Source organism: Streptomyces sp. M41 (assembly GCF_043673425.1).
GTDB lineage: Bacteria > Actinomycetota > Actinomycetes > Streptomycetales > Streptomycetaceae > Streptomyces.
In genome coordinates this window covers 37,916-63,190 of sequence record NZ_JBIMKE010000041.1, presented here as the reverse complement: position 1 = coordinate 63,190, position 25,275 = coordinate 37,916, and the positions used below count along the sequence as shown (strand labels likewise).

Annotated in this window: 24 protein-coding genes; 12 read left to right on the top strand and 12 right to left on the bottom strand. The window is 71.2% G+C overall.

The window, feature by feature from the left end:
- The 6 genes from ACHBTE_RS33145 to mce all read right to left on the bottom strand — a co-directional run.
- Positions 1–1,123: ABC transporter ATP-binding protein (locus tag ACHBTE_RS33145; RefSeq protein WP_394728965.1), on the bottom strand; the 1,123-nt coding region annotated here is incomplete at its 3' end.
- A gap of 191 nt (positions 1,124–1,314) precedes the next feature.
- Positions 1,315–2,085 carry an ABC transporter permease gene (locus ACHBTE_RS33140; protein WP_394728963.1) on the bottom strand — a complete coding sequence of 257 codons (771 nt, stop codon included), beginning with the start codon at positions 2,083–2,085 and terminating at the stop codon, positions 1,315–1,317.
- A 2-nt stretch (positions 2,086–2,087) separates the two neighbouring features.
- Positions 2,088–3,113: an ATP-binding cassette domain-containing protein gene (locus ACHBTE_RS33135; protein WP_394728961.1), complete on the bottom strand. Its 1,026-nt coding sequence runs from the start codon at positions 3,111–3,113 to the stop codon at positions 2,088–2,090.
- Between the two features lie 87 nt (positions 3,114–3,200).
- Positions 3,201–4,136, bottom strand: coding sequence for a cellulose-binding protein (locus ACHBTE_RS33130; RefSeq protein WP_394728959.1), 936 nt, complete (start codon positions 4,134–4,136; stop codon positions 3,201–3,203).
- A 183-nt stretch (positions 4,137–4,319) separates the two neighbouring features.
- A complete protein-coding gene (scy, locus tag ACHBTE_RS33125; protein ID WP_394728957.1) occupies positions 4,320–8,168 on the bottom strand; it encodes a polarized growth protein Scy in 3,849 nt (1,282 codons plus the stop codon).
- Positions 8,169–8,401: 233 nt separating this feature from the next.
- Positions 8,402–8,842, bottom strand: a complete 441-nt coding sequence (mce, locus tag ACHBTE_RS33120) for a methylmalonyl-CoA epimerase (RefSeq protein ID WP_380844526.1) — start codon at positions 8,840–8,842, stop codon at positions 8,402–8,404.
- Positions 8,843–8,990: 148 nt separating this feature from the next.
- On the opposite strand from mce, the gene ACHBTE_RS33115 reads away from it, so the two are divergent.
- The 3 genes from ACHBTE_RS33115 (at position 8,991) to ACHBTE_RS33105 (ending at position 12,608) form a co-directional block, all read left to right on the top strand.
- Positions 8,991–10,193 (top strand): acetyl-CoA C-acetyltransferase, encoded by a 1,203-nt coding sequence (locus ACHBTE_RS33115; protein ID WP_394728954.1) that lies wholly within the window; start codon positions 8,991–8,993, stop codon positions 10,191–10,193.
- A gap of 38 nt (positions 10,194–10,231) precedes the next feature.
- The gene (meaB, locus tag ACHBTE_RS33110; RefSeq protein ID WP_394728952.1) at positions 10,232–11,188 is read left to right on the top strand and encodes a methylmalonyl Co-A mutase-associated GTPase MeaB; all 957 of its coding nucleotides are present in this window, start codon (positions 10,232–10,234) and stop codon (positions 11,186–11,188) included.
- Between the two features lie 148 nt (positions 11,189–11,336).
- Positions 11,337–12,608 (top strand): MFS transporter, encoded by a 1,272-nt coding sequence (locus ACHBTE_RS33105; protein WP_394728950.1) that lies wholly within the window; start codon positions 11,337–11,339, stop codon positions 12,606–12,608.
- Here ACHBTE_RS33105 and ACHBTE_RS33100 read toward each other — a convergent pair.
- The gene (locus ACHBTE_RS33100; RefSeq protein ID WP_394728948.1) at positions 12,578–13,282 is read right to left on the bottom strand and encodes a PepSY domain-containing protein; all 705 of its coding nucleotides are present in this window, start codon (positions 13,280–13,282) and stop codon (positions 12,578–12,580) included. The two genes, ACHBTE_RS33105 and ACHBTE_RS33100, sit on opposite strands and share 31 nt — an antisense overlap.
- 160 nt (positions 13,283–13,442) lie before the next feature.
- Between ACHBTE_RS33100 and ACHBTE_RS33095 the strand changes: the two genes are divergently transcribed.
- Together ACHBTE_RS33095 and ACHBTE_RS33090 are read left to right on the top strand one after the other, a co-directional pair.
- The gene (locus ACHBTE_RS33095) at positions 13,443–14,111 is read left to right on the top strand and encodes a response regulator transcription factor (protein ID WP_394728946.1); all 669 of its coding nucleotides are present in this window, start codon (positions 13,443–13,445) and stop codon (positions 14,109–14,111) included.
- Positions 14,108–15,637, top strand: a complete 1,530-nt coding sequence (locus ACHBTE_RS33090) for a sensor histidine kinase (RefSeq protein WP_394728944.1) — start codon at positions 14,108–14,110, stop codon at positions 15,635–15,637. Before ACHBTE_RS33095 ends, ACHBTE_RS33090 begins: the two co-directional genes overlap by 4 nt.
- 28 nt (positions 15,638–15,665) lie before the next feature.
- Here the strand turns inward: ACHBTE_RS33090 and ACHBTE_RS33085 are convergent, their stop codons facing one another.
- From ACHBTE_RS33085 to ACHBTE_RS33065, 5 genes are all read right to left on the bottom strand, one after another.
- The gene (locus ACHBTE_RS33085; RefSeq protein WP_394728942.1) at positions 15,666–16,142 is read right to left on the bottom strand and encodes a MarR family winged helix-turn-helix transcriptional regulator; all 477 of its coding nucleotides are present in this window, start codon (positions 16,140–16,142) and stop codon (positions 15,666–15,668) included.
- A gap of 102 nt (positions 16,143–16,244) precedes the next feature.
- Entirely contained in the window at positions 16,245–17,039 is a 795-nt protein-coding gene (locus tag ACHBTE_RS33080) for an AIM24 family protein (RefSeq protein ID WP_394728940.1), read from the bottom strand.
- A complete protein-coding gene (locus ACHBTE_RS33075; protein WP_394728938.1) occupies positions 17,036–17,686 on the bottom strand; it encodes an AIM24 family protein in 651 nt (216 codons plus the stop codon). Before ACHBTE_RS33075 ends, ACHBTE_RS33080 begins: the two co-directional genes overlap by 4 nt.
- Before the next feature lies 1 nt (position 17,687).
- Positions 17,688–18,320 carry an AIM24 family protein gene (locus ACHBTE_RS33070; RefSeq protein WP_394728971.1) on the bottom strand — a complete coding sequence of 211 codons (633 nt, stop codon included), beginning with the start codon at positions 18,318–18,320 and terminating at the stop codon, positions 17,688–17,690.
- Positions 18,321–18,378: 58 nt separating this feature from the next.
- Positions 18,379–18,717 carry a DUF6191 domain-containing protein gene (locus tag ACHBTE_RS33065; RefSeq protein ID WP_394728936.1) on the bottom strand — a complete coding sequence of 113 codons (339 nt, stop codon included), beginning with the start codon at positions 18,715–18,717 and terminating at the stop codon, positions 18,379–18,381.
- 193 nt (positions 18,718–18,910) lie between these two features.
- Here ACHBTE_RS33065 and ACHBTE_RS33060 point away from each other — a divergent pair, with 193 nt between their 5' ends.
- The 7 genes from ACHBTE_RS33060 (at position 18,911) to ACHBTE_RS33030 (ending at position 25,256) form a co-directional block, all read left to right on the top strand.
- Positions 18,911–19,255, top strand: coding sequence for a DUF3817 domain-containing protein (locus ACHBTE_RS33060; RefSeq protein WP_394728934.1), 345 nt, complete (start codon positions 18,911–18,913; stop codon positions 19,253–19,255).
- Positions 19,252–19,548: an MTH1187 family thiamine-binding protein gene (locus ACHBTE_RS33055; protein WP_394728932.1), complete on the top strand. Its 297-nt coding sequence runs from the start codon at positions 19,252–19,254 to the stop codon at positions 19,546–19,548. Before ACHBTE_RS33060 ends, ACHBTE_RS33055 begins: the two co-directional genes overlap by 4 nt.
- A 181-nt stretch (positions 19,549–19,729) precedes the next feature.
- The gene (locus ACHBTE_RS33050) at positions 19,730–20,593 is read left to right on the top strand and encodes a leishmanolysin-related zinc metalloendopeptidase (protein WP_394728930.1); all 864 of its coding nucleotides are present in this window, start codon (positions 19,730–19,732) and stop codon (positions 20,591–20,593) included.
- Between the two features lie 528 nt (positions 20,594–21,121).
- Positions 21,122–22,231, top strand: a complete 1,110-nt coding sequence (locus ACHBTE_RS33045; protein ID WP_394728928.1) for a SchA/CurD-like domain-containing protein — start codon at positions 21,122–21,124, stop codon at positions 22,229–22,231.
- A 45-nt stretch (positions 22,232–22,276) separates the two neighbouring features.
- Positions 22,277–22,741, top strand: a complete 465-nt coding sequence (locus tag ACHBTE_RS33040; RefSeq protein ID WP_394728926.1) for a cupin domain-containing protein — start codon at positions 22,277–22,279, stop codon at positions 22,739–22,741.
- A complete protein-coding gene (locus ACHBTE_RS33035) occupies positions 22,738–24,006 on the top strand; it encodes a beta-ketoacyl-[acyl-carrier-protein] synthase family protein (protein WP_394728924.1) in 1,269 nt (422 codons plus the stop codon). The genes ACHBTE_RS33040 and ACHBTE_RS33035 overlap by 4 nt, the downstream gene beginning before the upstream one ends.
- Complete coding sequence (locus ACHBTE_RS33030) at positions 24,003–25,256, top strand: ketosynthase chain-length factor (RefSeq protein ID WP_394728922.1); 1,254 nt, start codon at positions 24,003–24,005, stop codon at positions 25,254–25,256. The genes ACHBTE_RS33035 and ACHBTE_RS33030 overlap by 4 nt, the downstream gene beginning before the upstream one ends.
- Positions 25,257–25,275 lie beyond the last annotated feature (19 nt).

The window sequence follows — 25,275 nt, the reverse complement described above, 5'->3', positions numbered from 1 at the left end:
CGGGCGCCGCGGGGGCGCCGTAGTGCCCGGCGGGCGCCTGGCCCGGGGCCCCCTGCGGCACCGGCTGGCCCTGCGGCGGGGCGAAGGGCTGTCCCCCCTGCTGGGGCGGCGGCGGGGCGTACCAGCCGGGCTGGCCCTGGCCGGGCATCGGCATCGGCGGCTGCGCACCCGGCGGCAGCTGCTGCTGGAGCCCCGCCTTCTGGTCGATGGTGGAGCGGTAGTCGACCGCGCCCTGCGTCATCCGCATGTACGCCTCCTCCAGCGAGGCCTGGTGCGGCGACAGCTCCCACAGCCGTACGTCGGAGTCGTGCGCGAGGTCGCTGATGCGGGGGAGCGGCAGCCCGGTCACCCTGAGCGCCCCGTCCTGCTCGGGCAGCACATGTCCGCCCGCCTCGGTGAGCGCGCCGGCCAGCTTCTCGCGCAGCTGCGGCTCGGTGTCGGGCGTACGGACCCGGGCGAACCCGGCCGAGTTCGCCGCGATGAAGTCCTGGACGCTCATGTCGGCGAGGAGCTGGCCGCGTCCGATGACGATCAGGTGGTCGGCGGTGAGCGCCATCTCGCTCATGAGGTGCGAGGAGACGAAGACGGTACGGCCCTCGGCCGCCAGCGACTTCATCAGGTTGCGCACCCAGAGGATGCCCTCGGGGTCGAGGCCGTTGACCGGCTCGTCGAACAGCAGCACCTGCGGGTCGCCGAGCAGCGCGGCGGCGATGCCGAGCCGCTGGCCCATGCCGAGCGAGAAGCCCTTGGAACGCCGCTTGGCCACGTCCTGGAGGCCGACCACGCCCAGCACCTCGTCCACGCGCCGGGCCGGGATGCCGGACAGCTGGGCCAGGCACAGCAGGTGGTTGCGGGCCGCCCGGCCGCCGTGCACGGCCTTGGCGTCGAGCAGGGCGCCGACCTGACGGGGGGCGTTGGGCAGCTTGCGGTACGGATAGCCGCCGATGCTCACATGGCCCGCGGACGGGTTGTCCAGACCGAGGATCATCCGCATCGTCGTCGACTTGCCCGAGCCGTTGGGGCCCAGGAAGCCGGTGACGGCACCGGGCCGCACCTGGAAGGACAGGTTGTACACAGCGGTCTTGTCGCCGTAGCGCTTGGTCAGGCCGACTGCTTCGATCATGCTCCGCACCCATCGAAAGGTTCAGGACAGCGGGGCACACGCCCCCCGTAAGGGTTAGGAGGATACCGAGGCGCTGACGGTTCCACCCAAGCGTGAGTAAAACCTTGGCCGACGCCACACAGCGCCTGCCACACAGCCCGCCGCACGGGGACGCCCTGCCTGCGGTCGTGCGCCCTTCCGTGCGGCTCCCGTCACGCGTCCCGTTTCTTGAGCGTCGCGTAGCCGCCCAGGAGCGCCGCGAGCACCCACAGCACCATGATGCCGAGCCCGCCCCACGGCCCGTACGGCGTCTCGTCGTCGATCGGGGTCACCACCTGCATGATCTTGCTGCCGGCCTGGTCGGGCAGATACCGGCCGATCTTCTCGGTGGCCGAGACATTGCCGAGGATGTTGGAGACCAGGAAGAAGAACGGCATCAGGATGCCCAGCGACAGCATCGGTGAGCGCAGCATCGCGGCGACGCCCATGGAGAACATCGCGATGAGCGTCATGTAGAGCCCGCCGCCGATCACCGCGCGCAGCACGCCAGGGTCGCCGATCTGCGCCCGGTGCTCGCCGAGCATCGCCTGCCCCAGGAAGAAGGTGACGAAGCTGGTCGCCAGGCCGACGACCAGCGCGAGGCCGGTCGCCACCGCGATCTTGCTGAACAGGAAGGAGCCGCGCTGAGGGACGGCGGCCAGCGAGGTGCGGATCATGCCGGTGCTGTACTCGTTCGAGACGACCAGCACCCCGAACACGATCATCGCGAGCTGACCGAGGCTCATCCCGGCGAAGCTGATGAAGGTGGGGTCGAAGGACAGCCGGTCCCGCCGGCTCATGTTGTCGAACTCGTTCTTCGACAGGATCGAGATCAGCATGCCGAGGGCGATAGTGACCACCACGGCGAGCGACAGCGTCCACACGGTGGACGCCACGGACCGGATCTTGGTCCATTCGGAGCGGATGATCTGGGTGGCCGCCATGGTCAGCTCCTCCTCCAGCCTTCGCCCCACTGCTGTCCTTGCTGTCCTTGCTGCCCCGGCTGCCCCGGCTGCCCCGGCTGTCCCGGCTGTCCTGGTGGCCCGGAAGGCGGCCCCTGCGGTGCCTCCGAGTGCGCGTGGTACTCGACCGACTCCGCGGTCAGCTGCATGAACGCCTCCTCCAGCGAGGCCTGTTGCGGGCTCAGTTCGTGCAGTACGACCCCGTGCCGCGCCGCCAGCTCCCCGATCTGCTCCGCCTTTCCGCCGTCGACCTCGAGCGCGCCGCCTCCCGTCTCCACGGCGGTGATCCCGGCCGTGCGCAGCACATCGAGCAGCCCTTCCCGCTGCGGGGTGCGGATGCGGACGTACGACCTGGAATTGCGCTGGATGAAGTCGGCCATGGTCGTGTCGGCCAGCAGCCGGCCCTGCCCGATGACGACGAGGTGCTCGGCGGTCAGTGCCATCTCGCTCATCAGATGCGAGGAGACGAAAACCGTACGGCCCTGGGCGGCCAGGGACTTCATCAGGTTGCGGATCCAGTGGATGCCCTCGGGGTCGAGGCCGTTGACCGGCTCGTCGAACATCAGGATCCGCGGGTCGCCGAGCAGCGCCCCGGCGATGCCCAGGCGCTGCCCCATACCCATCGAGAAGCCCTTGGTCTTCTTCTTGGCGACGGCGGTGAGCCCCACCGTCTCCAGCACCTCACCCACGCGCCGCCTGGGGATGCCGTTGCTCTGTGCGAGGCAGAGCAGATGGTTGTAGGCGCTGCGCCCGCCGTGCCAGGCCTTGGCCTCCAGCAGCGCGCCGATGTACGTCAGCGGGTCCTTGAGCCGGTCGTAGCGCTTGCCGTCGATCCGGACGTTCCCGGCGGTCGGGTGGTCGAGGCCGAGGATCATCCTCATGGTCGTCGACTTGCCGGCGCCGTTGGGACCGAGGAAGCCCGTGACCATGCCCGGTCTGACGGTGAACGTCAGGTTGTTGACCGCCACCTTCTCGCCGTACCGCTTGGTCAGCCCCTCGAGCTCGATCATGCCGCCCACGCTAAAACGTGACAAAGCCCTCTGCCACCCCAGCGGCAGAGGGCTTTGCGGAACCTTCAGTCTCCGTACGCCACAGCGTTACCGGGACTGCTGCGCCGGAACGCCCCGGGTGATGGGCTCGTCCTCGGCCGGCGTGCCGGCGGCGGCCACCGCAGCGCCCGTGAGCGTGGCGAGCATCTCGCGCACGTTCGTCAGCTGGGCGTTGATGCTGTCGCGGCGGTTGGTGAGGGCGGCCAGCTCGCGCTCGGATTCCGAACGGATCCGGTCGGCCTTGGCGTTGGCGTCGGCCACGATGTCCTCGGCCTGGCGCTGCGCGGTCTCCACCGTCTGGCGGGCCCGGCGCTCGGCGTCGGTGCGCAGCTTCTCGGCCTCCAGGCGCAGCTGCTCGGCGCGGTGCTCGATCTCGGCGAGGCGCTTCTCGGCCTTGGCCTGACGGGAGGCCAGGTCGCGCTCGGACTGCTCGCGGCGCTTGGCGAGGTTCGTCTCGAAGTCGGCGGCGGCCTGCGCGGCCTTGGCGCGGGTCTCCTCGAAGAGGGCGTCGGCCTCCTCACGCTTGGACTGCGCGTCCTTCTGGGCCTCGGCGCGCAGCTGGGACGCGTCACTCTTGGCCTTCTCGACGATCCGGACGCCCTCGTCCTCGGCCTTGGCCTTGCGCTCCGCAGCGAACGATTCTGCGTCGTTGCGAACCTGCTGGGCCGCCGACTCGGCGAGCTCGCGGTGCTGCTCGGCGGCGCGGCGGGCCTCCTCGCGCAGATCCTTGGCCTCTTCCTCGGCGAGGCGGAGGATCTTCTCGACACGCGCGCCGAGACCGGCGTACGACGGCTCGGCGTCGGTCACCTGGGCCTGGGCGTTCTGCGTCTCGAGGTGGAGCTCCTCGATGCGCTTTTCCAGAGCGGTGATGCGGGTGAGAGCGCTGTCACGGTCGGAGACGAGCTTCGAGATCCGTTCGTCCACCTGAGCGCGGTCGTACCCACGCCGCACAAGCTCGAAGCCGTAGGGGGAAGTGTCGCTCATGGGGTTCCTGTCGAATGAGACCGGTGAGGTGATAAGTGGAATCCTAGGGGCCGAAGCGGTGTGTCATCGAGCGGATACGTGTTTGATCTGGAGAATGAGACCCCTTTTGAGTGGCTAACCGTCGGACGGCTTGCCAAAAACTTGGTCAAAGGCCCCAGGAGACACCGGAACGCGCCCGAGCCGCTAGCCGTCTGACGACTTGCCACCCGATCGGGGTGCCCCCACCGTCGCACCGGCCTTGACCGCGCCGTCCTTTGCGCCGCCCGGCGCCTCGAAGGACTCCAGCGCCTCCAGGACGTCCTGGACCCGGGAGATCTCGGCGTTGATGTCCTCGCGGCGACGCACCAGGACCTCCAGCTCGCGCTTGCCCTCCTCGACCGTGCGCTTGGCCTCCCGGATCGCCTCGGCCTTGAGCTCCTCGGCCTCCTTGATCAGCGCGGACCGCTTCTGCTCGGCCTCCTTCAGCAGCCCCTCGGCCTTCTTCACGGCGGCGATGCGGACCTTGCCCGCCTCGGAGTTGGCCTCCGACACCAGCTCCTTGGCCTTCGCCTGCGCCTTCGCCAGCTGCTCCTCGGCGGCCGTGATGAGGGCGTCGCAGCGGTCGCCGGCCGACTTCATCGTCTCGGCGGACTCGCGGCGGGCCCGTTCGTGCAGCTCCTCGATCTCGCCCGTGATGCGCTCGCGCAGCTCCTCGGCGCGCTCGCGGATGGCGGTGGCGTCCCGGCGGGCGCCGACGAGCAGCTCGTCCGCGTCCGTACGGGCCTTCTCCACGCGGGAGTTGCCCTCGACCGTCGCCTCGGAGACCAGCCGGTCGGCCTCCTTGCGGGCGGCGCCCACCATCGTGTCGGCCTGTGCCTCGGCGTCCGCGGTCGTCTTGTGCGCCTGCGCCTGTGCCTCGGTGAGCAGCTTGTCCGCCTCCGCGGTGGTCTCCGTGATGAGCTTGTCGACCTGCTCCGCCACGTCCTGGCGCCGCTTGCCCGCGTCCTTGCGCGCCTCGTCGAGGGTGCGCTCGGCCTCCTCACGCGCGGCGGCCACCACCCGCTCGGCCTCCGCGGCGGCCTCCGCCTTGACCCGCTCGGAGTCGCCGCGCACCCGCTCGGCGTGCTGCTGCGCCGACCCCACGGTCTCGGCGGCCTCGGCGCGCAGCCGCTCCGCCTCCGAGGTGGCGTCCCCGACCAGCTTCTCGGCCTTGGCGAGCGCCTCGGCACGCACCCGGTCGGCCTCCTCGACCGTCTCCGACTGGAGCCGCTCGGCCTCGCTGCGCGCCTCGGTGATGAGGGTGTCGGCCTGCGTCGCCGCGTCCGACCGGATCCGGTTGGCGTCCTCGCGGGCGTCCGCGCGGGTGCGGGACGCGGCCTGGTCAGCCTCGGCGATCTTGTCGGAGGCTTCGGTACGGATCCGCTGGGAGTACTCGGCGGCTTCCGAGCGCAGCCGGTCCGCCTCGGTGATGGCCTCCGCGACCGTGCGCTCGGCGAGGGACTTGGCCGCCTCGGTCTCCTCGCCCGCCTCGCGCCGGATGCGCGCCGCGTCCTCGCTGGCCCGCTCGCGCTCGGCGTAGGCGTCCGAGCGGACCCGGTCCGCCTCCTCCTCGGCCTCCCGGCGGGTGCGGTCCGCCGCGTGCTCGGCCGCGCTGCGCAGTCCGGTGATCTCCTCCTGGGCCTGCTCGTGCAGCCCGGAGACGGAGTCGCGGACCTGCTGGGCGTGCTGCTCGGCCGCCGCCACCATCTCGGTGGCCCGCCGGTCGGCCTCCTCGACCAGCCGTACCGCCTCCGCCTGCGCCTCCTCGACCCGCTTACGGGCCGAGGCCAGCAGTTCCTCGCTCTGCTCGCGGGCGCGCTCGCGCTCCTGGTCGGCCTCCTGGCGGGCGGAGCCGAGGAACTCCTCGGCCTCGCGCCGGCGCCGGCCGGCCTCCTCCTGGGCGGCGGCCAGCGTCTCGGACGCCTCCGCGCCCAGCCGCTCGGCCGCGGCCTGCGCCTCGGCCCGTACCCGGTCGGCGGTGTCCTGCGCCTCCGCCTTCAGCCGCTCGGCCTCGGCAGCGGCCTCCGACCTGAGCCGTACGGCGACGGCCTCGCCCTCGGCCCGGGACGCCGACGCGTCGGACGCGGCCTCGGTGCGCAGCCGGTCGGCCTCCTCCTCGGCCTGCTGCTGAAGGGTGCGGATCCGCTCGGCGGCCTCGGTGCGCAGCCGGTCGGTCTCCTCGGCGGCCTCGCGCCGAATGCGGGCGGCCTCCTCGCGGGCTTCGCCGAGCGCCTGCTCGGCCGAGGTGAGCCGCTGCTCGGCCTCGGTCTGAAGCCGGGTCAGCTCGTCGGCGGCCTCGATGCGGCGGGCCTCTATGGCACGCTCGGTCTCCTCGTGCAGCTCGCGGGCGGCGCGCTCGGCGTCGGTCTTGATGCCCTCGGCCTGCTCGACGACCTCCTCGCGGTGCCGCTCGGCCTCCTGCCGGGTGCGCTGGAGGGTCTCCTCCGCCTGGCGGCGCAGCGTCGTGGCCCGCTCGATGGCCTCGGTGCGGACCTTCTCGCTGTCCGCGGTGGCCTTCTGGCGCAGCTCGTCGGCGTCCTGCCGGGACTTGGCCAGCAGCTCCTCCGCGGTCTTGGCCGCCTCCTCGATCTGCTGGACGGCCTCCTTGCGGGCCTCCGCGCGGATCTTCTCGCCCTCGGCGACCGCCTCGGAACGCAGCTGCTCGGCCTCGCCGCGCAGCCGGCGGGCCTCCTCCTGGAGCTCGACCGTCTTGGCGCGGTACTCCTTGGTGTCGTCCTTCGCCGCGCCCTTGAGCTGCTCGGCGATGTCATGCGCCTCGCCGCGCAGCCGGTCCGCCTCGGCCTCGGCCTCCCGGCGGATCCGCTCGGCCTCCTCGGCCGCGGCCTTGGTGGTCCGCTGCGCGTCCTCCTGCGCCTTGTTCAGCACGTCCTCGGCGGTCTTGGCCGCCTTGGACAGCTGGGTCGCGCTCTCCTCGGCGGTGAGCGTGCGCGCCTTCTCGGCGGCCTCGGCGAGGACCTTCTCGGCCTCGGCGCGGGCGTCGGCGATGACCTGCTCGGCGTCGGCCTTGGTGGTCTCGGCCTCCTTGGTGGCCTCCTCGACCAGCCGGGCGACCTGCTCCTTCGCCGTGCGCATGCGCTGCTCGTTGGCCGACTCGGCGCCGGAGAGCGTCTTCTCGGCGGCCGTCTTCGCCTCGGTGACCAGCTTCTCGGCCTCGGACTGCGCCTTGCGCAGCGCCTCCTCGGCCTCGGCCATGCGCTGTTCGGCGGCCCGGCTGAGCTCGGTGGCCTGCCGGCGGGCGGTGTCCGACTCGGTCGCGGTGGAGCTGCGCAGCTGCTCGGCGTGGTCGGTGGCCTCCTGGGCCTGCGTGGAGGCGGCGTTCAGCAGTCGCTCGGCGTCCGTGCGGGCCCGGCGCAGGATCTGCTCGGCCTCCGCGCGGGCCTCCTCGGCGGCGTTCGTCAGGCGCCGGCGGGCCTCTTCGGCGAGGCGCTCGGCCTCGGCGCGCGCGGTCGTCATGGCCTGCTCGGCCTCGGCACGGGACTCGTCCAGGAGTCGGCGGGCCTGCTGCTCGGTGCGGGCACGCAGCTGCTCCGCCCACGCCACGTTCTCGTTGACGTGCGACTCGACGGTCTGCCGCCGCTCGGCCAGCTCCTGGTCCAGCTGCTGGCGGCGTGTCACCGCCTCCTGGTGCAGCTCGGCCTGGAGCCGGGCCGCCTGCTCGGCGTGCTCCTGGAGGATCCGCTGGGTCTGCGCGCGGGCCTGGCTGAGCTCCCGCTCGGCGTCCTGGCGCAGCTGGTCGGCCTGGATCTGGGCGTTGCGCAGCAACTGCTCGGCCTGATAGCCGATGTCACCGCCGTCGAAGGCCGGCCGGGACATGATGGTGCGCCGCGCCTCGTGCAACTTGGCGCGCAGCACCTCGACCTGGTAGCCGAGGTCCTCGGCGTGCTGGATCGCCTTCTCCCGCTCGGTCTTCAGCCGATCCATCTCGGCCTCGAACCGAGAGAGGTGGTCGACGTCAGCCGCCGGCTCTCGCTCCTGGCGTTCGTAGCCCCGCACTGCGCGGTCCCATCCGTCCCCTGGTCGCAAGTCTCTCCATACGGGCACCGTCCATCCGCCGAACGGGGCCCCCGGGGAATGGTGTCAGATCAACGGCGGAGCACGGGCTGTCGCCCCGACCCTCGTCCCCCGAAACCCGGACCCCGGACGGTCCCCCCGCGCGGCGGAGGGGCCGGGTCACCCTGGAGTGAGCGGCGACCGCCCCCAACCCTACCGGCCCATATGTACGAGGGTCAGTGCTCAGGTGACTCAACAGGCGCCGAAGTGACCAGTTCTGTCAGTACGCCGTGACAATCCTTGGGGTGCAGGAAGGTGATTCGTGACCCCATGGAGCCGCGCCGGGGCTCTTCGTACAGCACTCGTACGCCCTTGGAGCGGATGTCGTCCGCGTCCGCGTCGACATCTGCCGTACCGAAAGCGATGTGGTGGACGCCCTCGCCGTTCTTGTCGAGCCATTTCGCGACGGTGGAGTCCGGGCGGGTGGGCTCGAGAAGCTGCAGGTAGGAGGCGCCGCCGTCCGAGGTGTCGTTGATCTTGAGCATGGCCTCGCGGACGCCCTGCTCCTCGTTGACCTCGGAGTGGAAGACTTCGAAGCCGTAAGTGGCCCGGTAGAACTCGACGGTCTTGTCGAGATCGAAACAAGCGATTCCGATGTGGTCGATTCGCGTCAGCATGGAATCAGTGGAGCGCCCCGGAGATGGTTACGCAACGTGCGCGCGATCACACCGACGGCCCGGTGACGGCACGGAGTGCCACTCAGTACATTCGAAGTAAACCCTCGTTCACTCCTCGGCCGTGCAGGCTGGAAGGGGATCGCACCTCATGTCTTCTGGAAACGGCACGACCTCCGTCATCGTCGCGGGTGCCCGCACCCCGATGGGACGGCTGCTGGGCTCGCTGAAATCCTTCTCCGGAGCCGACCTCGGCGGCTTCGCGATCAAGGCCGCCCTCGACCGTGCGGGGATCGGCGGCGACCAGGTGCAGTACGTGATCATGGGCCAGGTGCTCCAGGCCGGGGCGGGGCAGATCCCGGCGCGCCAGGCCGCGGTCAAGGCCGGCATTCCCATGAACGTCCCGGCGCTGACCATCAACAAGGTCTGTCTCTCCGGCCTCGACGCGATCGCGCTCGCGGACCAGCTGATCCGCGCCGGCGAGTTCGACGTGATCGTCGCGGGCGGCCAGGAGTCCATGACCAACGCCCCCCATCTGCTGCCGAAGTCCCGCGAGGGCTTCAAGTACGGCGCGGTGCAGATGATCGACGCCATGGCGTACGACGGTCTGACCGACTCCTTCGAGGGCGTCGCGATGGGCGAGTCCACGGAGAAGCACAACACCCGCCTCGGCATCCGGCGCCCCGAGCAGGACGAGATCGCCGCCCAGTCCCACCAGCGCGCCGCCGCCGCCCAGAAGAACGGCATCTTCGAGGCCGAGATCACCCCGGTCGAGATCCCGCAGCGCAAGGGCGACCCGGTCCTCTTCAGCAAGGACGAGGGCATCCGCGGGGACACGACCGCCGAGTCGCTGGGCAAGCTGCGCCCCGCCTTCTCAAAGGAGGGCACGATCACGGCCGGGTCCGCGTCGCAGATCTCGGACGGCGCCGCGGCCGTGGTCGTCATGAGCAAGGCCAAGGCGCAGGAGCTCGGCCTCGACTGGATCGCCGAGATCGGCGCGCACGGCAATGTGGCGGGCCCGGACAACTCGCTGCAGTCCCAGCCGTCCAACGCCATCCTGCACGCCCTGAAGAAGGAGGGCCTGGAGGTCTCCGACCTCGACCTGATCGAGATCAACGAGGCCTTCGCCGCCGTGGCCGTGCAGTCAATGAAGGACCTCGGGGTGTCCACGGAAAAGGTGAACGTCAACGGCGGAGCCATCGCCCTGGGTCACCCGATCGGTATGTCGGGTGCGCGTCTCGTCCTGCACCTCGCCCTGGAGCTGAAGCGGCGTGGCGGCGGCGTCGGCGCGGCCGCGCTGTGCGGTGGCGGTGGCCAGGGTGACGCGCTGATCGTGCGGGTACCCAAGGCCTAGTTCTCGTTGGTAAGACCTCTTTTGTGAACGGAGCTGTGATGCAGGACGTCTCCACCCTGGTGGCCCAGGCCAGGGAAGGCCGGCCGCGGGCCGTGGCCCGGCTGATCTCCCTGGTGGAGGGGGCGTCCCCGCAGCTGCGGGAGGTCATGGCGGCGCTGGCCCCGCTGACGGGCAACGCCTATGTCGTGGGCCTGACCGGATCGCCGGGCGTGGGCAAGTCGACCTCCACGTCCGCCCTGGTGACGGCCTACCGCAAGCAGGGCAGACGGGTCGGCGTCCTGGCCGTCGACCCGTCCTCGCCCTTCTCGGGCGGCGCGCTGCTCGGTGACCGGGTCCGGATGTCGGATCACGCCTCCGACCCCGGCGTCTACATCCGTTCGATGGCGACCCGCGGCCACCTCGGCGGCCTCGCCTGGGCCGCCCCGCAGGCGATCCGCGTCCTGGACGCGGCCGGCTGCGACGTGATCCTGGTGGAGACGGTCGGCGTCGGCCAGTCGGAGGTCGAGATTGCCTCCCAGGCCGACACCTCCGTCGTGCTCCTCGCCCCGGGCATGGGCGACGGCATCCAGGCCGCCAAGGCGGGCATCCTGGAGATCGGCGACCTGTACGTCGTCAACAAGGCCGACCGCGACGGCGCCGACGCCACCGCCCGCGAGCTCAACCACATGCTCGGCCTCGGCGAGTCCCGCGGCCCCGGCGACTGGCGCCCGCCCATCGTCAAGACGGTCGCCGCACGCGGCGAAGGCGTCGACGAGGTGCTGGAAGCCCTGGAGAAGCACCGGGCCTGGATGGAGGAGCGCGGAGTCCTGGCCGAACGCCGCCGCGCCCGTGCCGCCCGCGAGGTGGAGACCATCGCCGTCACCGCCCTGCGCGAACGCATCGCCGACCTGCACGGCGACCGCCGCCTCGGCGCTCTCGCGGAGAAGATCGTCGCCGGCGAGCTGGACCCGTACCGCGCGGCGGACGAACTGGTGGCGGGGCTGACACAGACCTGAAGTCTGGTCAACTCCGCGCGGCCGCTGATACGTTGATCGACATGTTCCTCTCCTTGGCGTAGGGCGCACACCGAGCCACGGTCCGAGCCCCCGGCTCCCGTGGCTCCTCGGTGTCCCCCTTTTTCTCGCCTCCTTCGAGGAACCCACCATGTCTGCGTCCTATGCACAAGTGCTGTGCCTGCCCCATGCCCGCCGCACCTTCGCCGCCGCGCTGACCGGCAGGCTGTCGTACGGGATCGTTCCGCTGTCCGTGCTGCTCGCCGTGGCCCGGGCCTCCGGGTCGTACGCGGTCGCCGGTGTCGTGATGGCGCTGTTCTCGGCGACCAGCGTCTTTCTGTCGCCCGCGCGGGCGACCCTCATCGACCGGCACGGGCCGCGCCGGGCGCTCCTCCCCATGGCCGCGGTGTACACCGCGCTGCTCGGGCTGCTGACGGTGATCGTCTGGCGCCCGGGTGCCGCCTCCCCGCTCGTCCTGGGCGCCGTGACCGCCGCCGCTGGGGCCTGCACCCCACCGCTGGGGCCGACCATGCGGGCCGTGTGGGCCCGGCTCGCACCCGAGCGGGCGCTGGTGCAGCGGGCCTACAGCCTGGACGGCGTCGCCGAGGAACTGCTGTTCGTCTCGGGCCCGTTGCTGGTCGGCGTGATCGTCGGCTTCGCGCCGCCCGCCTTCGGGATCCTGGTCGGAGCGGCGCTGATCGCCTTCGGCACGGCCGCGTTCGTGTCGTCGCCCGCGGTGCGGGACGTACGGCCCGGTGACGGGGCGGCGAAGCCGGGCGGCACGGGCCGGCGTCCGGTGCTGCGCGGGATCCGGCGGCCCGTGATCGCCGCCGCGGGCGTCGGACTCGCCCTCGGCGTGGCGGAGCTGCTCGTCGTGGCGTTCGCCGAGGGACACGGCCACGGCGGCGACAGCGCGGCCTGGGTGCTCGCCGCCCTGTCGGCCGGAAGCGCCGTCGGCGGTCTGCTCAACGGGGCGGTCGCCTGGCGCACCCCGGCCCGCGTACGGCTGCCGCTGCTGGTGGCGGGCCTGGGGCCGGCGCTGCTCGGCGCCGCGCTCGCTCCCGGGCTCGGCACGCTGACGGCGGCCATGGCGGTCACCGGGTTCTTCGTGGCGCCGGCCATCACCACGGCGTATCTCATCGCGGACGAGACCGCCTCGCCCGAGGCCCGAGTGCGGGCCGGTGCCTGGGTCAACACGGCCGTCAACGCGGGCGGCACGGCCGGCGCCGCCCTCGCCGGGCTCCTGATCGGGCCGCTGGCCACGGGTTGGTGCTTCGCGGCGGTCGCCGCGGTGACGCTGCTCGCCGCGGTGGCAGCGGCGAGGGGCGCCACCCGTGACGGGGGCGCCCCTGGGGGAGTGGGGGACGGGGGTGCCGCGGTCGCGGAGCGACGTCAGTCGTCGTCGCCGTCGCTGTCGTCCTGACCGTCCTGGTCGTCGTGGTCCTGGGTGACCTTGCCGGTCTTCAGGTCGACCTTCCACTCGCCCTTGGTGGTCTCCACGCTCCAGGCCGCCGGGCCGTCGTCGTCGAGGTCCACGTCGGTGACGGTGCCCTTCGCCCCCGGGGCCTCGGCGGCGGCACGGGCGTCCACGTCCGCGCCCTTCAGCGCGGCCAGGTCCTCGCGGCCGTCGTCACCGTCGTCGTCGCGCTGGGCGCCGAGGACCTTGCCGTTGTCCGCCGCGACCCGGACGTCGTACTCGGCGCCGTCGCCCTTGACGACGTTCACCTCCCAGACGTTCGCACCGTCGTCGTCCAGTTCGGCGGCGACGGCCGTGCCCGGGGTGTGCTTCAGCGCGGCGGCGACGGCGTCGGCGGCGCCGACCTTCGCGGTGCCGGACCGCGCGCCGGTCTCGGCGGCGTCGTCGTCCCGGTCGCCCTCGGCGGCGTCCGCCCGGTCCTCGGCCCGGTCCTGCGCCCGCTCCTCGGCGGTGTCGTCCGAGGTGTCGTCCGCCTTGTCGTCCTGGTCGTCCGCGATCCTTACGTTGGACTGGCGCTGCGTGGGGGCGCTGTCGCCGTCGCCGGACGCGTAGGCCGCGACGGTGCCACCGCCGACCAGGGCCGCGGCGGTGACGGTGGCGATGACGATGTTGCGCTTCATGGGGTTCCCTCCCAGGTCGTTGCGGTCCACATGGACCCGTGTTGCTTCATGTCGTTCCGTGTCACTTCGTTTCGACGAGAACCAATCTGCCGAACCGACGCTGAGAGGAACCTGAAGCCCCCTGAAGAAATCTTCAGCTTCGCTTTGCCACGCTGTACGCATGCGCATGCTGATCGTGGAGGACGAGAAGCGGCTGGCCCTGTCGCTCGCCAAGGGGCTGACCGCCGAGGGGTACGCCGTGGACGTCGTCCACGACGGCCGGGAGGGGCTGTACCGGGCCTCTCAGGGGTCGTACGACCTGGTGATCCTCGACATCATGCTGCCCGGTATGAACGGCTACCGCGTCTGCGCCGCCCTGCGCGCCGCGGGCCACGACGTGCCGATCCTGATGCTCACCGCCAAGGACGGCGAGTACGACGAGGCCGAGGGGCTGGACACCGGCGCCGACGACTACCTCACCAAGCCGTTCTCCTATGTCGTCCTCGTCGCCCGGGTGAAGGCGCTGCTGCGGCGCGGCGGACAGGGCACGGGTGCCTCGCCCGTGCACGTCCACGGCGATCTCAAGGTCGACACCGCGGCCCGCCGCGTCTTCCTCGCCGACGACGAAGTGACCCTCACCGCCAAGGAGTTCGCGGTCCTGGAGCAGTTCGTGCTGCGGGCCGGCGAGGTGGTGTCCAAGTCCGAGATCCTGGAGCACGTCTGGGACTTCGCGTACGAGGGCGATCCGAACATCGTCGAGGTGTACGTCAGCACCCTGCGCCGCAAGCTGCGCGCCGGGCTCATCCGGACGGTCCGGGGCGCCGGGTACCGGCTGGAGGTCTCGCCATGAGCGGCCGGCTCCTCGGCTCGGTCCGCTCCCGGGCGACCCTGGCCGCGACGCTGGTGGTCGCCCTGGCGCTGGTCGTGGCCGGCGCCGCCGTACTGCTGTCGCTGCGGTCCAATCTGATCGGGCAGGCCGGTACGGACGCCGAGCGCACCGCGCGGGCCGTGGCCACCGACATCGCCATCACACCGCCGAACAAGCCGCTGTCGGTGGACAACGACGATCCGGTCCAGGTCGTCGACGAGAACAAGAAACTGATCGCGGCCGTCGAGGACCTGGAGCGGATCAGCGGCACGGGCACCGGCGAGGTGCAGCCGCAGCGGCAGCCGTCGCCCCCGGCCACCGCCGGCGCCAAGACCCCCGGCAACGCGGACGACGGCCACAACGGCAACGGCAGCAGCAGCGGCAACGACGACGAAGCGGACGACACCGACGGCGACACGGACACCGCCGCCTCCGACGACGGGGACGACCCGGACGACGACTCCGCCCCCTCCCTCGAACCGGGCGAGATCAGCGACCACACCACCTTCACCGACGGCACCGCCACCCTCGACGGCGAGACGGACGACTACCGCTTCGCGGCCGTCCATGTCGAGGTCGAGGGCAGGGGCACCCTCACCGTGTACGCGGGGGCGCCGCTCTCCGCGGAACAGAGCGCCGTCCGCACCGCGCTGACCGTCATGCTGATCGGCTTCCCGCTGCTGCTCGGCGTCGTCGCCGGTGTCACCTGGCTGGTCACCCGGCGCGCGCTGCGCCCGGTGGAGGGCATCCGCAGCGAGATGGCCGCGATCACGGCGTCCGAGGACCTCGCGCGTCGCGTACCGGTGCCGGACACGCACGACGAGGTCGCCCGGCTCGCCCTGACCACCAACGAGACGCTGGCCGCGCTCCAGACCTCCGTGGAACGCCAGCGCCGTTTCGTCGCCGACGCCTCCCACGAACTGCGCAGCCCCATCGCCTCCCTGCGCACCCAGCTCGAAGTGGGCACCGCGCACCCCGAGCTGCTGGACCTGGACGGCGCGGTGCAGGACACCGTACGGCTGCAGGATCTGGCCGCCGACCTGCTGCTGCTCGCCCGGCTGGACGCGGGGGAGCGGCCCGGGGACACACGGTTCGACCTCGGTGCGCTGGCCCGCCGGGAGGCGGAGGGGCGGACCGGGGTGACGGTCCAGGCGCAGGACGTCCAGGTGGCCGGGTCGCGGGGGCAGGTGGGGCGAGTGCTCGTCAACCTGCTGGACAACGCCCAGCGGCATGCCCGCTCCGAGGTCACCGTGACCGTCGGCCGGCAGGGGGACTGGGCGGTGGTGGCCGTCGCCGACGACGGGGACGGCGTGGCGGAGGCCGACCGGGAGCGGATCTTCGAGCGGTTCGTCCGGCTGGACGAGGCCCGCAGCCGCGACGACGGCGGTGCCGGGCTGGGCCTGGCCATCGCCCGCGACGTCGCCGTACGGCACGGCGGCACGCTCACCGTGGGCCGGGCGCCGACGGGCGGAGCCCTGTTCGAACTCCGCCTGCCGTCGGTTCAGTGAGTGCCGGGAGGCACCGGGGCCGCCCGGGTCACGGACGCCCGCGCTGACCGCGCAGGTGTTCCGCGATCGGCTTGAGGGCCTTGTCGAGCTCGGTCAGGGAGTCGGGGGACAGCAGATCGATGAAGTGCCTGCGCACCGACGCCACGTGGTAGGGCGCGACCTTCTGCATCGTCTCCATGCCGTGATCGGTGAGTACGGCGTAGAGACCACGGCGGTCGGACTCGCAGTTCTCGCGCCGGACCAGGTTCGCGTTCTCCATCCGGGTGATCTGGTGGGAGAGCCGGCTCTTGGACTGAAGGGTGGCGGACGCGAGGTCGCTCATCCGCATCCGTACGTCCTCCGACTCGGAGAGATTCACCAGGATCTCGTAGTCGTTCATTGTCAGGCCGAACGGCTGCAGGTCTTTTTCGAGCTGGTACGTCAACAGCCTGTTGACCTCCAGGTGGGTGCGCCAGGCGCACTGCTCCGCATCGGTCAGCCAGCGGGTGGCCGTCTCGGTCTCCATGAATGAAGTCTACCTAAAATGTTGAAAGGCGAACTAGTGAGGGGTTTTCTGTGACAGGACAGTGTGCGCACACGTTCGATGTCACACTCCGCAGACTACCGCTCACAGCCCGAAGCGACGCTGGAGGTCTCCCAGCTGTCCGGGAAGGCGCGGTGCCCCGGCCTGTTGTGAAGAGCCTGTGTGCGTCCCGCCGCCGGGCACTCCGGCCTCCGGCGGAACCGCCCCTGTGGCGTGCTCGGCCATGAGGGTCTCGGACGACTGGAGCAGCACGGTGCCGGCTCCGACGAACTCGAACTGATGCTCCTCCCCGGAGGCCCCTCCGAGGCCCGTCAGTGCACGTAGACCGCCCATTACGCCGGTCATGTAGCCATGGTCGTAGTGGTGGCACGGCGACGGGCAGTCGGCCCAGCCGACGAGTGCCTGCGGGTCCACCCGGATCGGGGGTTCCATGAACACCACCGGACCGTTAGATGCGGCCACGAACTTTCCGGTTCCGATGAGTGTCAGAAAACCCGGCACGATCGATTGCTTGAGGGCGAGACTTGGCTGAAAAGCGAGCAGGTTGCCCGAGCGAATGGTCAGATTGCCGTCTTCGAGGTCGTACGAGTTCACGTCGAAAGCGCGGTCGGCCAGCAGCATCTTGCCCGAGCCCGCCGCCACGACCCAGTCGCTCGCGTGCAGAGGCGAATGGAAGGACGTACGGACCAGTCGGTCGAGTCGGCCGTGCCCGACGCCGTTGAACTCCATCGAGCCGTAGTAGGCGATCATCTTCCCCTTCTGGAGGAACCACTCGGTTCCCTTGAGCTCCACGCAGAAGGTGTAGGCGTTGACGTTGTCGTCGCAGGGCAGCGTCATGGGGTCGTACACGGTGGGACCCGCGCCCGGGTAGTGGCTCACAGCTTCTCCTCCGACGCCTGGACGTACACCGCACCGTTGCCGCTGAGCTCCAGCTGGAAGGCCTCGCCGGAGCCCCTGCCCACCATGTCGCGCCAGCCGAGCGCGGTGGACAGCTTGTTGCGCACGTCGCCGTGGTGGGCGACGTAGGCCTGGGGGTCGACGTGGACGGGCCGCTGCGGGGTGATCGGGATCTCGAAGACGCCGCCGTGCGCCATGACCGCCACGGCGCCGTGCCCCTTGAGGGTCGTGGTGAACAGGCCCTGCCCGCTGATCTGGCCCCGCACCATGCCCATGACCCCGCCCTGCGAGCCGAGGAACATCGTGCCCTGCTGGAGGGTGCCCTCGAAGGCGAGGAGGCGGTCCGCCTCGACGCACAGGGTGTCACCGGAGAGGTGGATCAGCTGGATGTGATGGCCGCCGTGCCCGAACAGCACGGTGCCGCTGCCCTCGACGCTCATCAGCGGGGTGTCCTCGTTCGCCACGCGGCGCCCGATCATCGACATGACGCCGCCCTGGCCGCCTGTCATGTTCGGGGTGAAGGACACCTCGCCCTGGTAGGCGAGCATCGCGCCGCGCTGGCTGAACAGCTTCTGGCCGGGCGCGACCGTCGCCTCGACCATCCTGGAGTTGATCTCACGGAAGGCCATCTCAGACGTCCCCCGCGATCGTGTTCCGCTCGCTCGGCTGTACGTACACCAGCCCGTCCCCCTCGAACCGGATCTGGAAGGCCTCGCCACCGCCCTCGCCCATGAATGTGCGGAACGTCACGCCGGACTGGAACGACTGCCGCAGATTCCCCTGGTGGGCCACGTAGGCCCCGGGGTCGACGGTCAGCGGGTACTGCGCGCTGACCCGCAGGACCACGGCCGGCCCGTCCGACATGATCGCCGCCTGTCCGTGCCCCTCGACGGTCGTCGTGAACAGCCCGTTGCCCTGCGAGGCGCCGCGCAGGCCCGTGAAGGACGTGCCGGTGCGCAGCCCCGCGTCGGTCGCGAGCAGATTGCTCGACTCGACGTACAGCTTGTCGCCCTGGAGGCCGACGAGGCTGATCTCGGACGCGCGGTCCGCGAACCAGCACGTCCCGTGCCCCTTCACCTCCATCACCGTCATCTGCTCACCGGTCAGGCGCCGGGTCACCATGCCCCGGATGCCCTCACCGCCGCCGCTCATCTTCTTGAAGGCCATCTGCCCGTCGTACGCGACCATCGAGCCGTTCTTCGCCTTCACGGCGTCCCCGGTCATGTCGACGGCGAGCACCTTGCTGCCCTGAAGTCGGAACATCGCCACGCAGCGAAGGTAGCCGCAGGTGGCTGCCGCCAACAGATCCTGTGGGCGTACTTCACCCCTGACGACACCCTGAGGGGTCCCGTTCGGGCCGCAGCCGGACGACCGCCTTCCCGCTGTCCAGGTCGACTGTCGACCTCGGTGGCGCCCCGTCCTGCTCGTCGTCCCGCATCACCAGAGCGCTGCGCCGCTCCTCGAGCTCGCTCTGCTTGCCCGGCGAGAAGGAAGCGTGCAGCTGCTCGAAGCCGGTCGCGGAGATCTGCCCCTGCCGCGCGGCGTTCCGCCAGGGCAGCCGCCCGGCCCGGCCGGCCCGCATCAGCAGCTGATCGATGAAGGCGAGCAGGGTGAGAAGCACCACGAGCCCCGGCAGGGTCATGAAGAAGACGAACTGCATGCGAACCCCTCGGATGACCGCGATCAGTCTCCCTCGTCCCCGGCCGTGCCGTCACCCCTCGGTCCGCGATCCCGACCCCCCGGCCCGAGGGGCCCGGCGGGTTTGCCACAATGGGCGAGCGTTTGTGCTTGCGTTCACAAGCTGATCCGAGCCGACCGACGTTCTCTCCCACCGAACCCATCGAAGGTGACCCGTGGACATCAAGACCGCCACCGCCCTCCGCCGCCTCCGTCTCGTCTCGGCCCCCGAGGCGGTGTCGTTCCTGATCCTGCTCGTCTGCTCGGTGCTGAAGCGGACCACCGAGTTCAACGCGGTGCCCGTGATGGGTGCCGTCCACGGCGTCCTCTTCGTTCTGTACGTGATCTTCTGGGCGGACGCCTGGAACCGCGCCAAGTGGCCGCTGAAGACCGCCGCGCTCTACTTCGTCCTCTCGGTCCTGCCGGCCGGCGGCTTCTTCGCCGACCGCAAGCTCAGGCGCGAGGCCGAGGACGCGGTCATCGCCTCCCGCGCCCGTAAGGAAGGGGTCGTGGGCGCATGATCGTCGCGTTCTCCGTGACTCCGCTCGGCGTCGGCGAGGACGTGGGGGAGTACGTCGCCGACGCCGTGCGGGTCGTCCGGGAGTCGGGTCTGCCCCACCGCACCGACGCGATGTTCACCTCGATCGAGGGGGACAGCTGGGACGAGGTCATGGACGTCGTCAAGCGCGCCGTCGCCGCGGTCGAGGAACGGGCCCCGCGTGTCTCGCTGGTGCTGAAGGCGGACATCCGGCCCGGTGTGACGGACGGACTCACCTCCAAGGTGGAGACCGTGGAACGTCACCTCGCCCAGTAGTCGTCGCCCGTCCGCCCGCTCCGGCGATGTCGGCGGTCGGGCGCCGCGCACACCCCGGTCCCTGTGGGCCGGGGTTTTTTGTCTGCCATGGTTGATTCACCAACAAGAATAAAATACCCATTTGGCCTAGTTTAGGTAGCTGGGGTGACTCCAACAGGCCCATAGGCAGAGGAGATCCATCATGGGCACAGTCACCACCGGCGCCTTCAAGACGTACCGGGCCGTGGCCAGCTTCGAGCGGGCCAGGGAGATCGCCAACACCACGTCACCGTTCACCATCGACGTCCGCTTCCTCGGCGGGCTGACCCCGAATCAGGAGGACGCCTTCGCCGCCGCCGCCGACCGCTGGGCCCGGGTCATCATCGGTGACCTGGACACCGCCCTCATCGGCAACGACATCATCGACGACCTGCTGATCGAGGCGGAGGGCGTCGAGATCGACGGCGTCTCCGGCATCCTCGGCATGGCCGGGCCGACCGACTTCCGTGACGAGAACGCCGCGTTCGGCGCCCATCTGCCGGCGAAGGGCCTGATGCGGTTCGACACCGCCGACCTGGCGTCGATGGAGGCGAACGGCACCCTCGTCGACGTCATCACGCACGAGATGGGGCATGTGCTGGGCAGCGGCACCCTGTGGAAGTTCTTCGGCCTCCTTCAGGGCGCCGGCGGCCCGAACCCCCTCTTCACGGGGCCCGGCGCCATGGCCGAGTTCGCGGCGCTGCTGGGTCAGGAAGCGCCGGAGCGGGTACCGGTCGCCAACTTCGGCGGTCCCGGCACCCGGGACAGCCACTGGCGTGAGGCGGTGTTCGTCAACGAGCTCATGTCGCCGTTCATCTCCGGCCGCGACAACCCGCTGAGCCGGATGACCGCGGCGAGCCTCGGCGACATGGGCTACCAGGTCGACCTGGACGGCGCCGAGCCGTACACGCTGCCGAACCTGCTCCAGGTGGCCCGGGACGGCGATCTGGTGCCGCACGTCGCGCCGATCGACGACGGCATCATGCTGCCGGTCGTTCCCACCCGGCTCCCCGCCGCCACACCCTGAGCGCCGCGCCCGGCCGCCGAAGGCCGTACGGCGGCTCGGGTGCGCAGGCACAGGATCGAAGGAACCGACCGCGAGGAGCCGCGGTCCGCAGCTCGCCCGACGAGCGCGGACCGCGGCTCCTCGTGCGCGCTGTCCCGGCTCGCGCCTGTGCTCAATCGCCCGGCCGCTGAGGGAACTTGCAGTGGACGGCGGTGAGCCCGGGGGCGGGACGGCAATGTGTCCGGGCGTGCCTGAACCGCACCTCCACCCGGGGTCCCCGGGCGGCCCCCGAACTGCACGCCCACGACCGCCCCTTCGGTCCCACCCCTACCGCTGACGCCGCGTCGGCAGACATCCCCGCGCCCTTCGTCATCCGGATGCACCTGCGAAGGAACCGGTCGGCGGACAGCGGGCATTTCCCTCAATTGGCCCGCATGGCTCGCGCCCCCCGTGCCGCTCACACACGATGAAGGCTCAGGGCCGACCGGAGTTCGCACTGGTGGGACACGGACGGCCGCCGCTTGCTCCCGCGAAGGAAGGGTCTGCCGGATGACCACTTCGCCCTATACATCCCAGACGGCATTCGACGGCTCCAGGATGCGTGTCACCCTCCTGGTCGACCTCCACGAAGGTGCCCAGCAGGAGTTCCTCGACGCGTACGAGCAGATGCGCGACCGAGTCGCGTCGGTCCCCGGTCACCTCGGTGACCAACTGTGCCAGTCCCTGGAGAACCCGTCCCAGTGGCTCATCACGAGCGAATGGGCGACCGCCCCGCCGTACCTCGCCTGGGTGAACAGTGAAGAGCACCTCGAGACGGTCAAGCCCCTTCAGGACTGCGTCCGTGAACTGCGGTCGATGCGGTACGGCATCGTCCGCGAGACCGGCGGCGCCCGCCCGGGCCTCGGCGGACTCCAGACGGCCGCACGCCTCGGCGACGGCGTCACACGCCACGCTCTGACCTTCACCGTCAAGCCCGGCTCCGAGTCCAAGGTCGCCGAGATCCTCGCCGGCTACGCGCCGCCCGAGTCCCGCGTCGACGACTCCACGCGGCTGCGCCGCACCACCCTCTTCATGCACGGCAACCGGGTCGTGCGCACCGTCGAGGTCGAGGGTGATCTGACGACGGCCCTGCGCCATGTCTCCCGGCAGCCCGAGATCCGGGCGGTCGAGGAGGCCCTCAACCCGCACCTGGAGCAGCACCGGGATCTGACCGACCCCGAGTCCGCGCGGGCCTTCTTCGTCCGTGCCGCCATGCCCGCCGTCCACCATGTGGCGCGCGGCGGCCCCGAACCGGACGGCATCACCCGCCACGCCCTGTACTACCCGGCCCGCGAGGGCTGCGGCATGGCACTGGCCCAACTCCTCTCCCGCCAGGACGAGGCCGCGGCGGCCGACCCGGCGAGCCCCGTGCACCGCAGCACGGTCTTCCAGCGCGAAAACATCGTCGTCCGCCTCATCGACGTGTGCGGCGACCCCGAGACCGATCCGGTCAGGGCGCTCGGCATCCAAGGCCCGAGGAAGGCCGCCGTACTGGCCCGGCTGCTCGACGGCGCCGCACTCGGCGTGAGCGAACCGCCCACGGACGATCGCGCGGCGACCCGGCTGCTGACGCACGCCGACATGAGGCTGATCACCGACCGCAGGGCTGCGCAGTCCTGACCTCGCAGGGACCCCCACCCCACCGAACGACCTGGAGACAGAAGCATGGACAAGATGCGCCCGCGCGTCGTGGACGTGAGAGAGATCGAGCCCAACCGCAAGCGCGGCGGTGACCTGCGCACCCTGCTCACCCCTGTCACGGTGGGTGCCACGAGCGGCTTCATGGGCCTGGCCATCATGCGGCCCGGCGAACGCATCAGCGAGCACTACCACCCGTACTCCGAGGAGTTCGTGTACGTCGTCGAAGGCCGGCTGGAGGTCGACCTGGACGGCGAAGCGGTTCCCCTCCGGTCCGACCAGGGCCTCATGATCCCCATGAACATGCGCCACCGGTTCCGCAACGTCGGTGACGAGGAGGCCCGCATGGTCTTCCATCTGGGCCCGCTCGCACCGAAGCCGAGCCTCGGCCATGTCGACACCGAGGCCCCGGAGATCAGCGACGACATCAAGCCGTATCCCGTCGTCCAGGAGGAGGGCGGGCAGCCCGAGCGACCCGGAGTCCTCTCGTGACCCGGCGGGTGGCGGTCACCGGCATAGGCGTGGTCGCTCCGGGAGGCATCGGGGTTCCGGCGTTCTGGGACCTCCTCTCGAGCGGCCGTACCGCGACGCGTGGCATCACCCTGTTCGACCCCGAGGGACTGCGGTCCCGTATCGCCGCCGAGTGCGACTTCGACCCCCTCGCCCATGGGCTCGACCCCGAGCTGGTCGAACGCTCCGACCGCTACATCCAGTTCGCCCAGGCCGCAGCCACCGAGGCGGTGACCGACAGCGGTGTCGACTTCGGCGCGGAGAACCCCTGGCGCGTGGCCGTGTCCCTCGGCAGCGCGGTGGGCGGCACCACCCGCCTGGAGCACGACTACGTCCTGGTCAGCGAGCGGGGGACACGCTGGGACGTCGACCACCGCGCCGCCGAGCCGCAGTTGCACCGGGCCTTCTCGCCCAGCACGCTCGCGGCCGACGTCGCCGAACGGTTCGGCGCCCAGGGCCCGGTGCAGACCGTCTCCACCGGCTGCACCTCCGGACTCGATGCGGTGGGCTACGCCTTCCACACCATCGAGGAGGGCCGCGCCGACATCTGCATCGCCGGGGCCTCGGACTCCCCGATCTCCCCGATCACCATGGCCTGCTTCGACGCCATCAAGGCCACGTCGCCCAACAACGACGACCCGGAGCACGCCTCCCGCCCCTTCGACGCCCATCGCGACGGGTTCGTCATGGGCGAGGGCGCCGCCGTCCTCGTCCTGGAGGAACTGGAGCACGCCCGGGCGCGCGGCGCGCACATCTACTGCGAGATCGGCGGCTACGCCACCTTCGGCAACGCCTACCACATGACCGGTCTGACCAGTGAGGGCCTGGAGATGGCCCGGGCCATCGACGAGACGCTGGCCCACGCGCGCGTGGACCCCACCGAGATCGACTATGTCAACGCGCACGGCTCGGGCACCCGGCAGAACGACCGTCACGAGACCGCCGCGGTCAAGAAGTCCCTGGGTGCCCACGCCTACGACACGCCCATGAGCTCCATCAAGTCCATGGTGGGCCACTCGCTGGGCGCGATCGGCGCCATCGAGGTCGTCGCCTGTGTCCTCGCCCTGGCCCGGCAGGTCGTCCCGCCGACGGCGAACTACGAGACCCCGGACCCCGAGTGCGATCTGGACTACGTCCCGCGCACCGCACGCCCGCGCAGGCTCGACAACGTGCTCTCCGTGGGCAGCGGCTTCGGCGGGTTCCAGTCCGCGGTCCTCCTGACGGGACCGGCTGGGAGGAAACGATGAGTGGAAGTGACATACGCACCCGGCCCACCGCCGTCACCGGCATCGGCGTGGTCGCGCCCAACGGCCTGCACCCGGACACCTACTGGAAGTCCGTCAAGGAGGGCGCGAGCGTACTGGACCGAATAACCAGGGAGGGCTGCGAGCACCTCCCCCTCCGCGTCGCCGGCGAGGTCCGGGGCTTCGACCCGTCGGCGCTCATCGAGGAGACCTTCCTCGTCCAGACCGACCGCTTCACCCACTACGCGCTGGCCGCCGCCGACGCCGCCCTCAAGGACGCGGGGCTGAGCACCACGGCCGCCGACTCGCCGTACTCCGTCGGTGTGGTGACCGCCGCCGGTTCCGGCGGCGGCGAGTTCGGCCAGCGCGAACTCCAGAAGCTGTGGGGGCAGGGGTCCCGGTTCGTCGGGCCCTACCAGTCCATCGCCTGGTTCTACGCGGCCAGCACCGGCCAGATATCCATCCGCAGCGGCTTCAAGGGCCCCTGCTCAGTGGTGGCCAGCGACGAGGCGGGCGGCCTCGACGCCGTCGCACACGCCGCCCGGGCCGTCGGCCGGGGCACGGACGTGGTCGTCGTCGGGGCGGCCGAGGCCCCGCTCGCCCCGTACTCGGGGGTCTGCCAGCTCGGTTACCCCGAGCTCAGCACCGTCGCGGACCCGGCCCGCGCCTATCGCCCCTTCACCTCCGCGGCCTGCGGTTTCGTACCCGCCGAGGGCGGCGCCGTCCTCATCGTCGAGGACCTGGAGCGGGCACAGCGCCGCTCCGCGCCCGTACGGGCGACCGTGGCGGGACACGCCGCCACCTTCACCGGGGCCTCCCGCTGGGATCGGTCGCGGGAGGGGCTCGCGCAGGCCGTCCGAGGCGCCCTCGACGAGGCCGGCTGCGCGCCGGAGGAGATCGACGTGGTCTTCGCCGACGCGATGGGCGTACCCGAGGCGGACCGCGCCGAGGCCCTCGCCCTCGCCGACGCCCTCGGCCCGCACGGCACCCGGGTGCCGGTGACGGCACCCAAGGCCGGCATCGGACGGTCCTACTGCGGGGCACCCCTGCTGGACATCGTGGCCGCCGTGCTGGCCATGGAGCACGGGCAGATCCCGCCGACGCCGAACGTCTTCGACGTCTGCCACGACCTCGACCTGGTGACCGCCACGGCCCGCCCGGCCGAGCTGCGCACCGCCCTGATCCTCAGCCGAGGGCTCATGGGCTCCAACGCGGCGCTGATCGTGCGCAAGGGCCCCGGGACCGCCGCATAGAACGCTGCCGCCCGGCCGG

What these genes read in the sequence shown, in the direction of transcription:
- ACHBTE_RS33070 (WP_394728971.1), bottom strand. Translation starts at nt 18,320, where the DNA reads ATGTTCCGACTTCAGGGCAGCAAGGTGCTCGCCGTCGACATGACCGGG.
- ACHBTE_RS33085 (WP_394728942.1), bottom strand. Translation starts at nt 16,142, where the DNA reads ATGGAGACCGAGACGGCCACCCGCTGGCTGACCGATGCGGAGCAGTGC.
- ACHBTE_RS33055 (WP_394728932.1), top strand. Translation starts at nt 19,252, where the DNA reads ATGATCGTCGCGTTCTCCGTGACTCCGCTCGGCGTCGGCGAGGACGTG.
- ACHBTE_RS33100 (WP_394728948.1), bottom strand. Translation starts at nt 13,282, where the DNA reads ATGAAGCGCAACATCGTCATCGCCACCGTCACCGCCGCGGCCCTGGTC.
- ACHBTE_RS33135 (WP_394728961.1), bottom strand. Translation starts at nt 3,113, where the DNA reads ATGATCGAGCTCGAGGGGCTGACCAAGCGGTACGGCGAGAAGGTGGCG.
- ACHBTE_RS33130 (WP_394728959.1), bottom strand. Translation starts at nt 4,136, where the DNA reads ATGAGCGACACTTCCCCCTACGGCTTCGAGCTTGTGCGGCGTGGGTAC.
- ACHBTE_RS33030 (WP_394728922.1), top strand. Translation starts at nt 24,003, where the DNA reads ATGAGTGGAAGTGACATACGCACCCGGCCCACCGCCGTCACCGGCATC.
- ACHBTE_RS33075 (WP_394728938.1), bottom strand. Translation starts at nt 17,686, where the DNA reads ATGGCCTTCCGTGAGATCAACTCCAGGATGGTCGAGGCGACGGTCGCG.
- ACHBTE_RS33115 (WP_394728954.1), top strand. Translation starts at nt 8,991, where the DNA reads ATGTCTTCTGGAAACGGCACGACCTCCGTCATCGTCGCGGGTGCCCGC.
- ACHBTE_RS33095 (WP_394728946.1), top strand. Translation starts at nt 13,443, where the DNA reads ATGCGCATGCTGATCGTGGAGGACGAGAAGCGGCTGGCCCTGTCGCTC.
- ACHBTE_RS33065 (WP_394728936.1), bottom strand. Translation starts at nt 18,717, where the DNA reads ATGCAGTTCGTCTTCTTCATGACCCTGCCGGGGCTCGTGGTGCTTCTC.
- ACHBTE_RS33040 (WP_394728926.1), top strand. Translation starts at nt 22,277, where the DNA reads ATGGACAAGATGCGCCCGCGCGTCGTGGACGTGAGAGAGATCGAGCCC.
- ACHBTE_RS33140 (WP_394728963.1), bottom strand. Translation starts at nt 2,085, where the DNA reads ATGGCGGCCACCCAGATCATCCGCTCCGAATGGACCAAGATCCGGTCC.
- ACHBTE_RS33045 (WP_394728928.1), top strand. Translation starts at nt 21,122, where the DNA reads ATGACCACTTCGCCCTATACATCCCAGACGGCATTCGACGGCTCCAGG.
- mce (WP_380844526.1), bottom strand. Translation starts at nt 8,842, where the DNA reads ATGCTGACGCGAATCGACCACATCGGAATCGCTTGTTTCGATCTCGAC.
- ACHBTE_RS33090 (WP_394728944.1), top strand. Translation starts at nt 14,108, where the DNA reads ATGAGCGGCCGGCTCCTCGGCTCGGTCCGCTCCCGGGCGACCCTGGCC.
- ACHBTE_RS33050 (WP_394728930.1), top strand. Translation starts at nt 19,730, where the DNA reads ATGGGCACAGTCACCACCGGCGCCTTCAAGACGTACCGGGCCGTGGCC.
- meaB (WP_394728952.1), top strand. Translation starts at nt 10,232, where the DNA reads ATGCAGGACGTCTCCACCCTGGTGGCCCAGGCCAGGGAAGGCCGGCCG.
- ACHBTE_RS33105 (WP_394728950.1), top strand. Translation starts at nt 11,337, where the DNA reads ATGTCTGCGTCCTATGCACAAGTGCTGTGCCTGCCCCATGCCCGCCGC.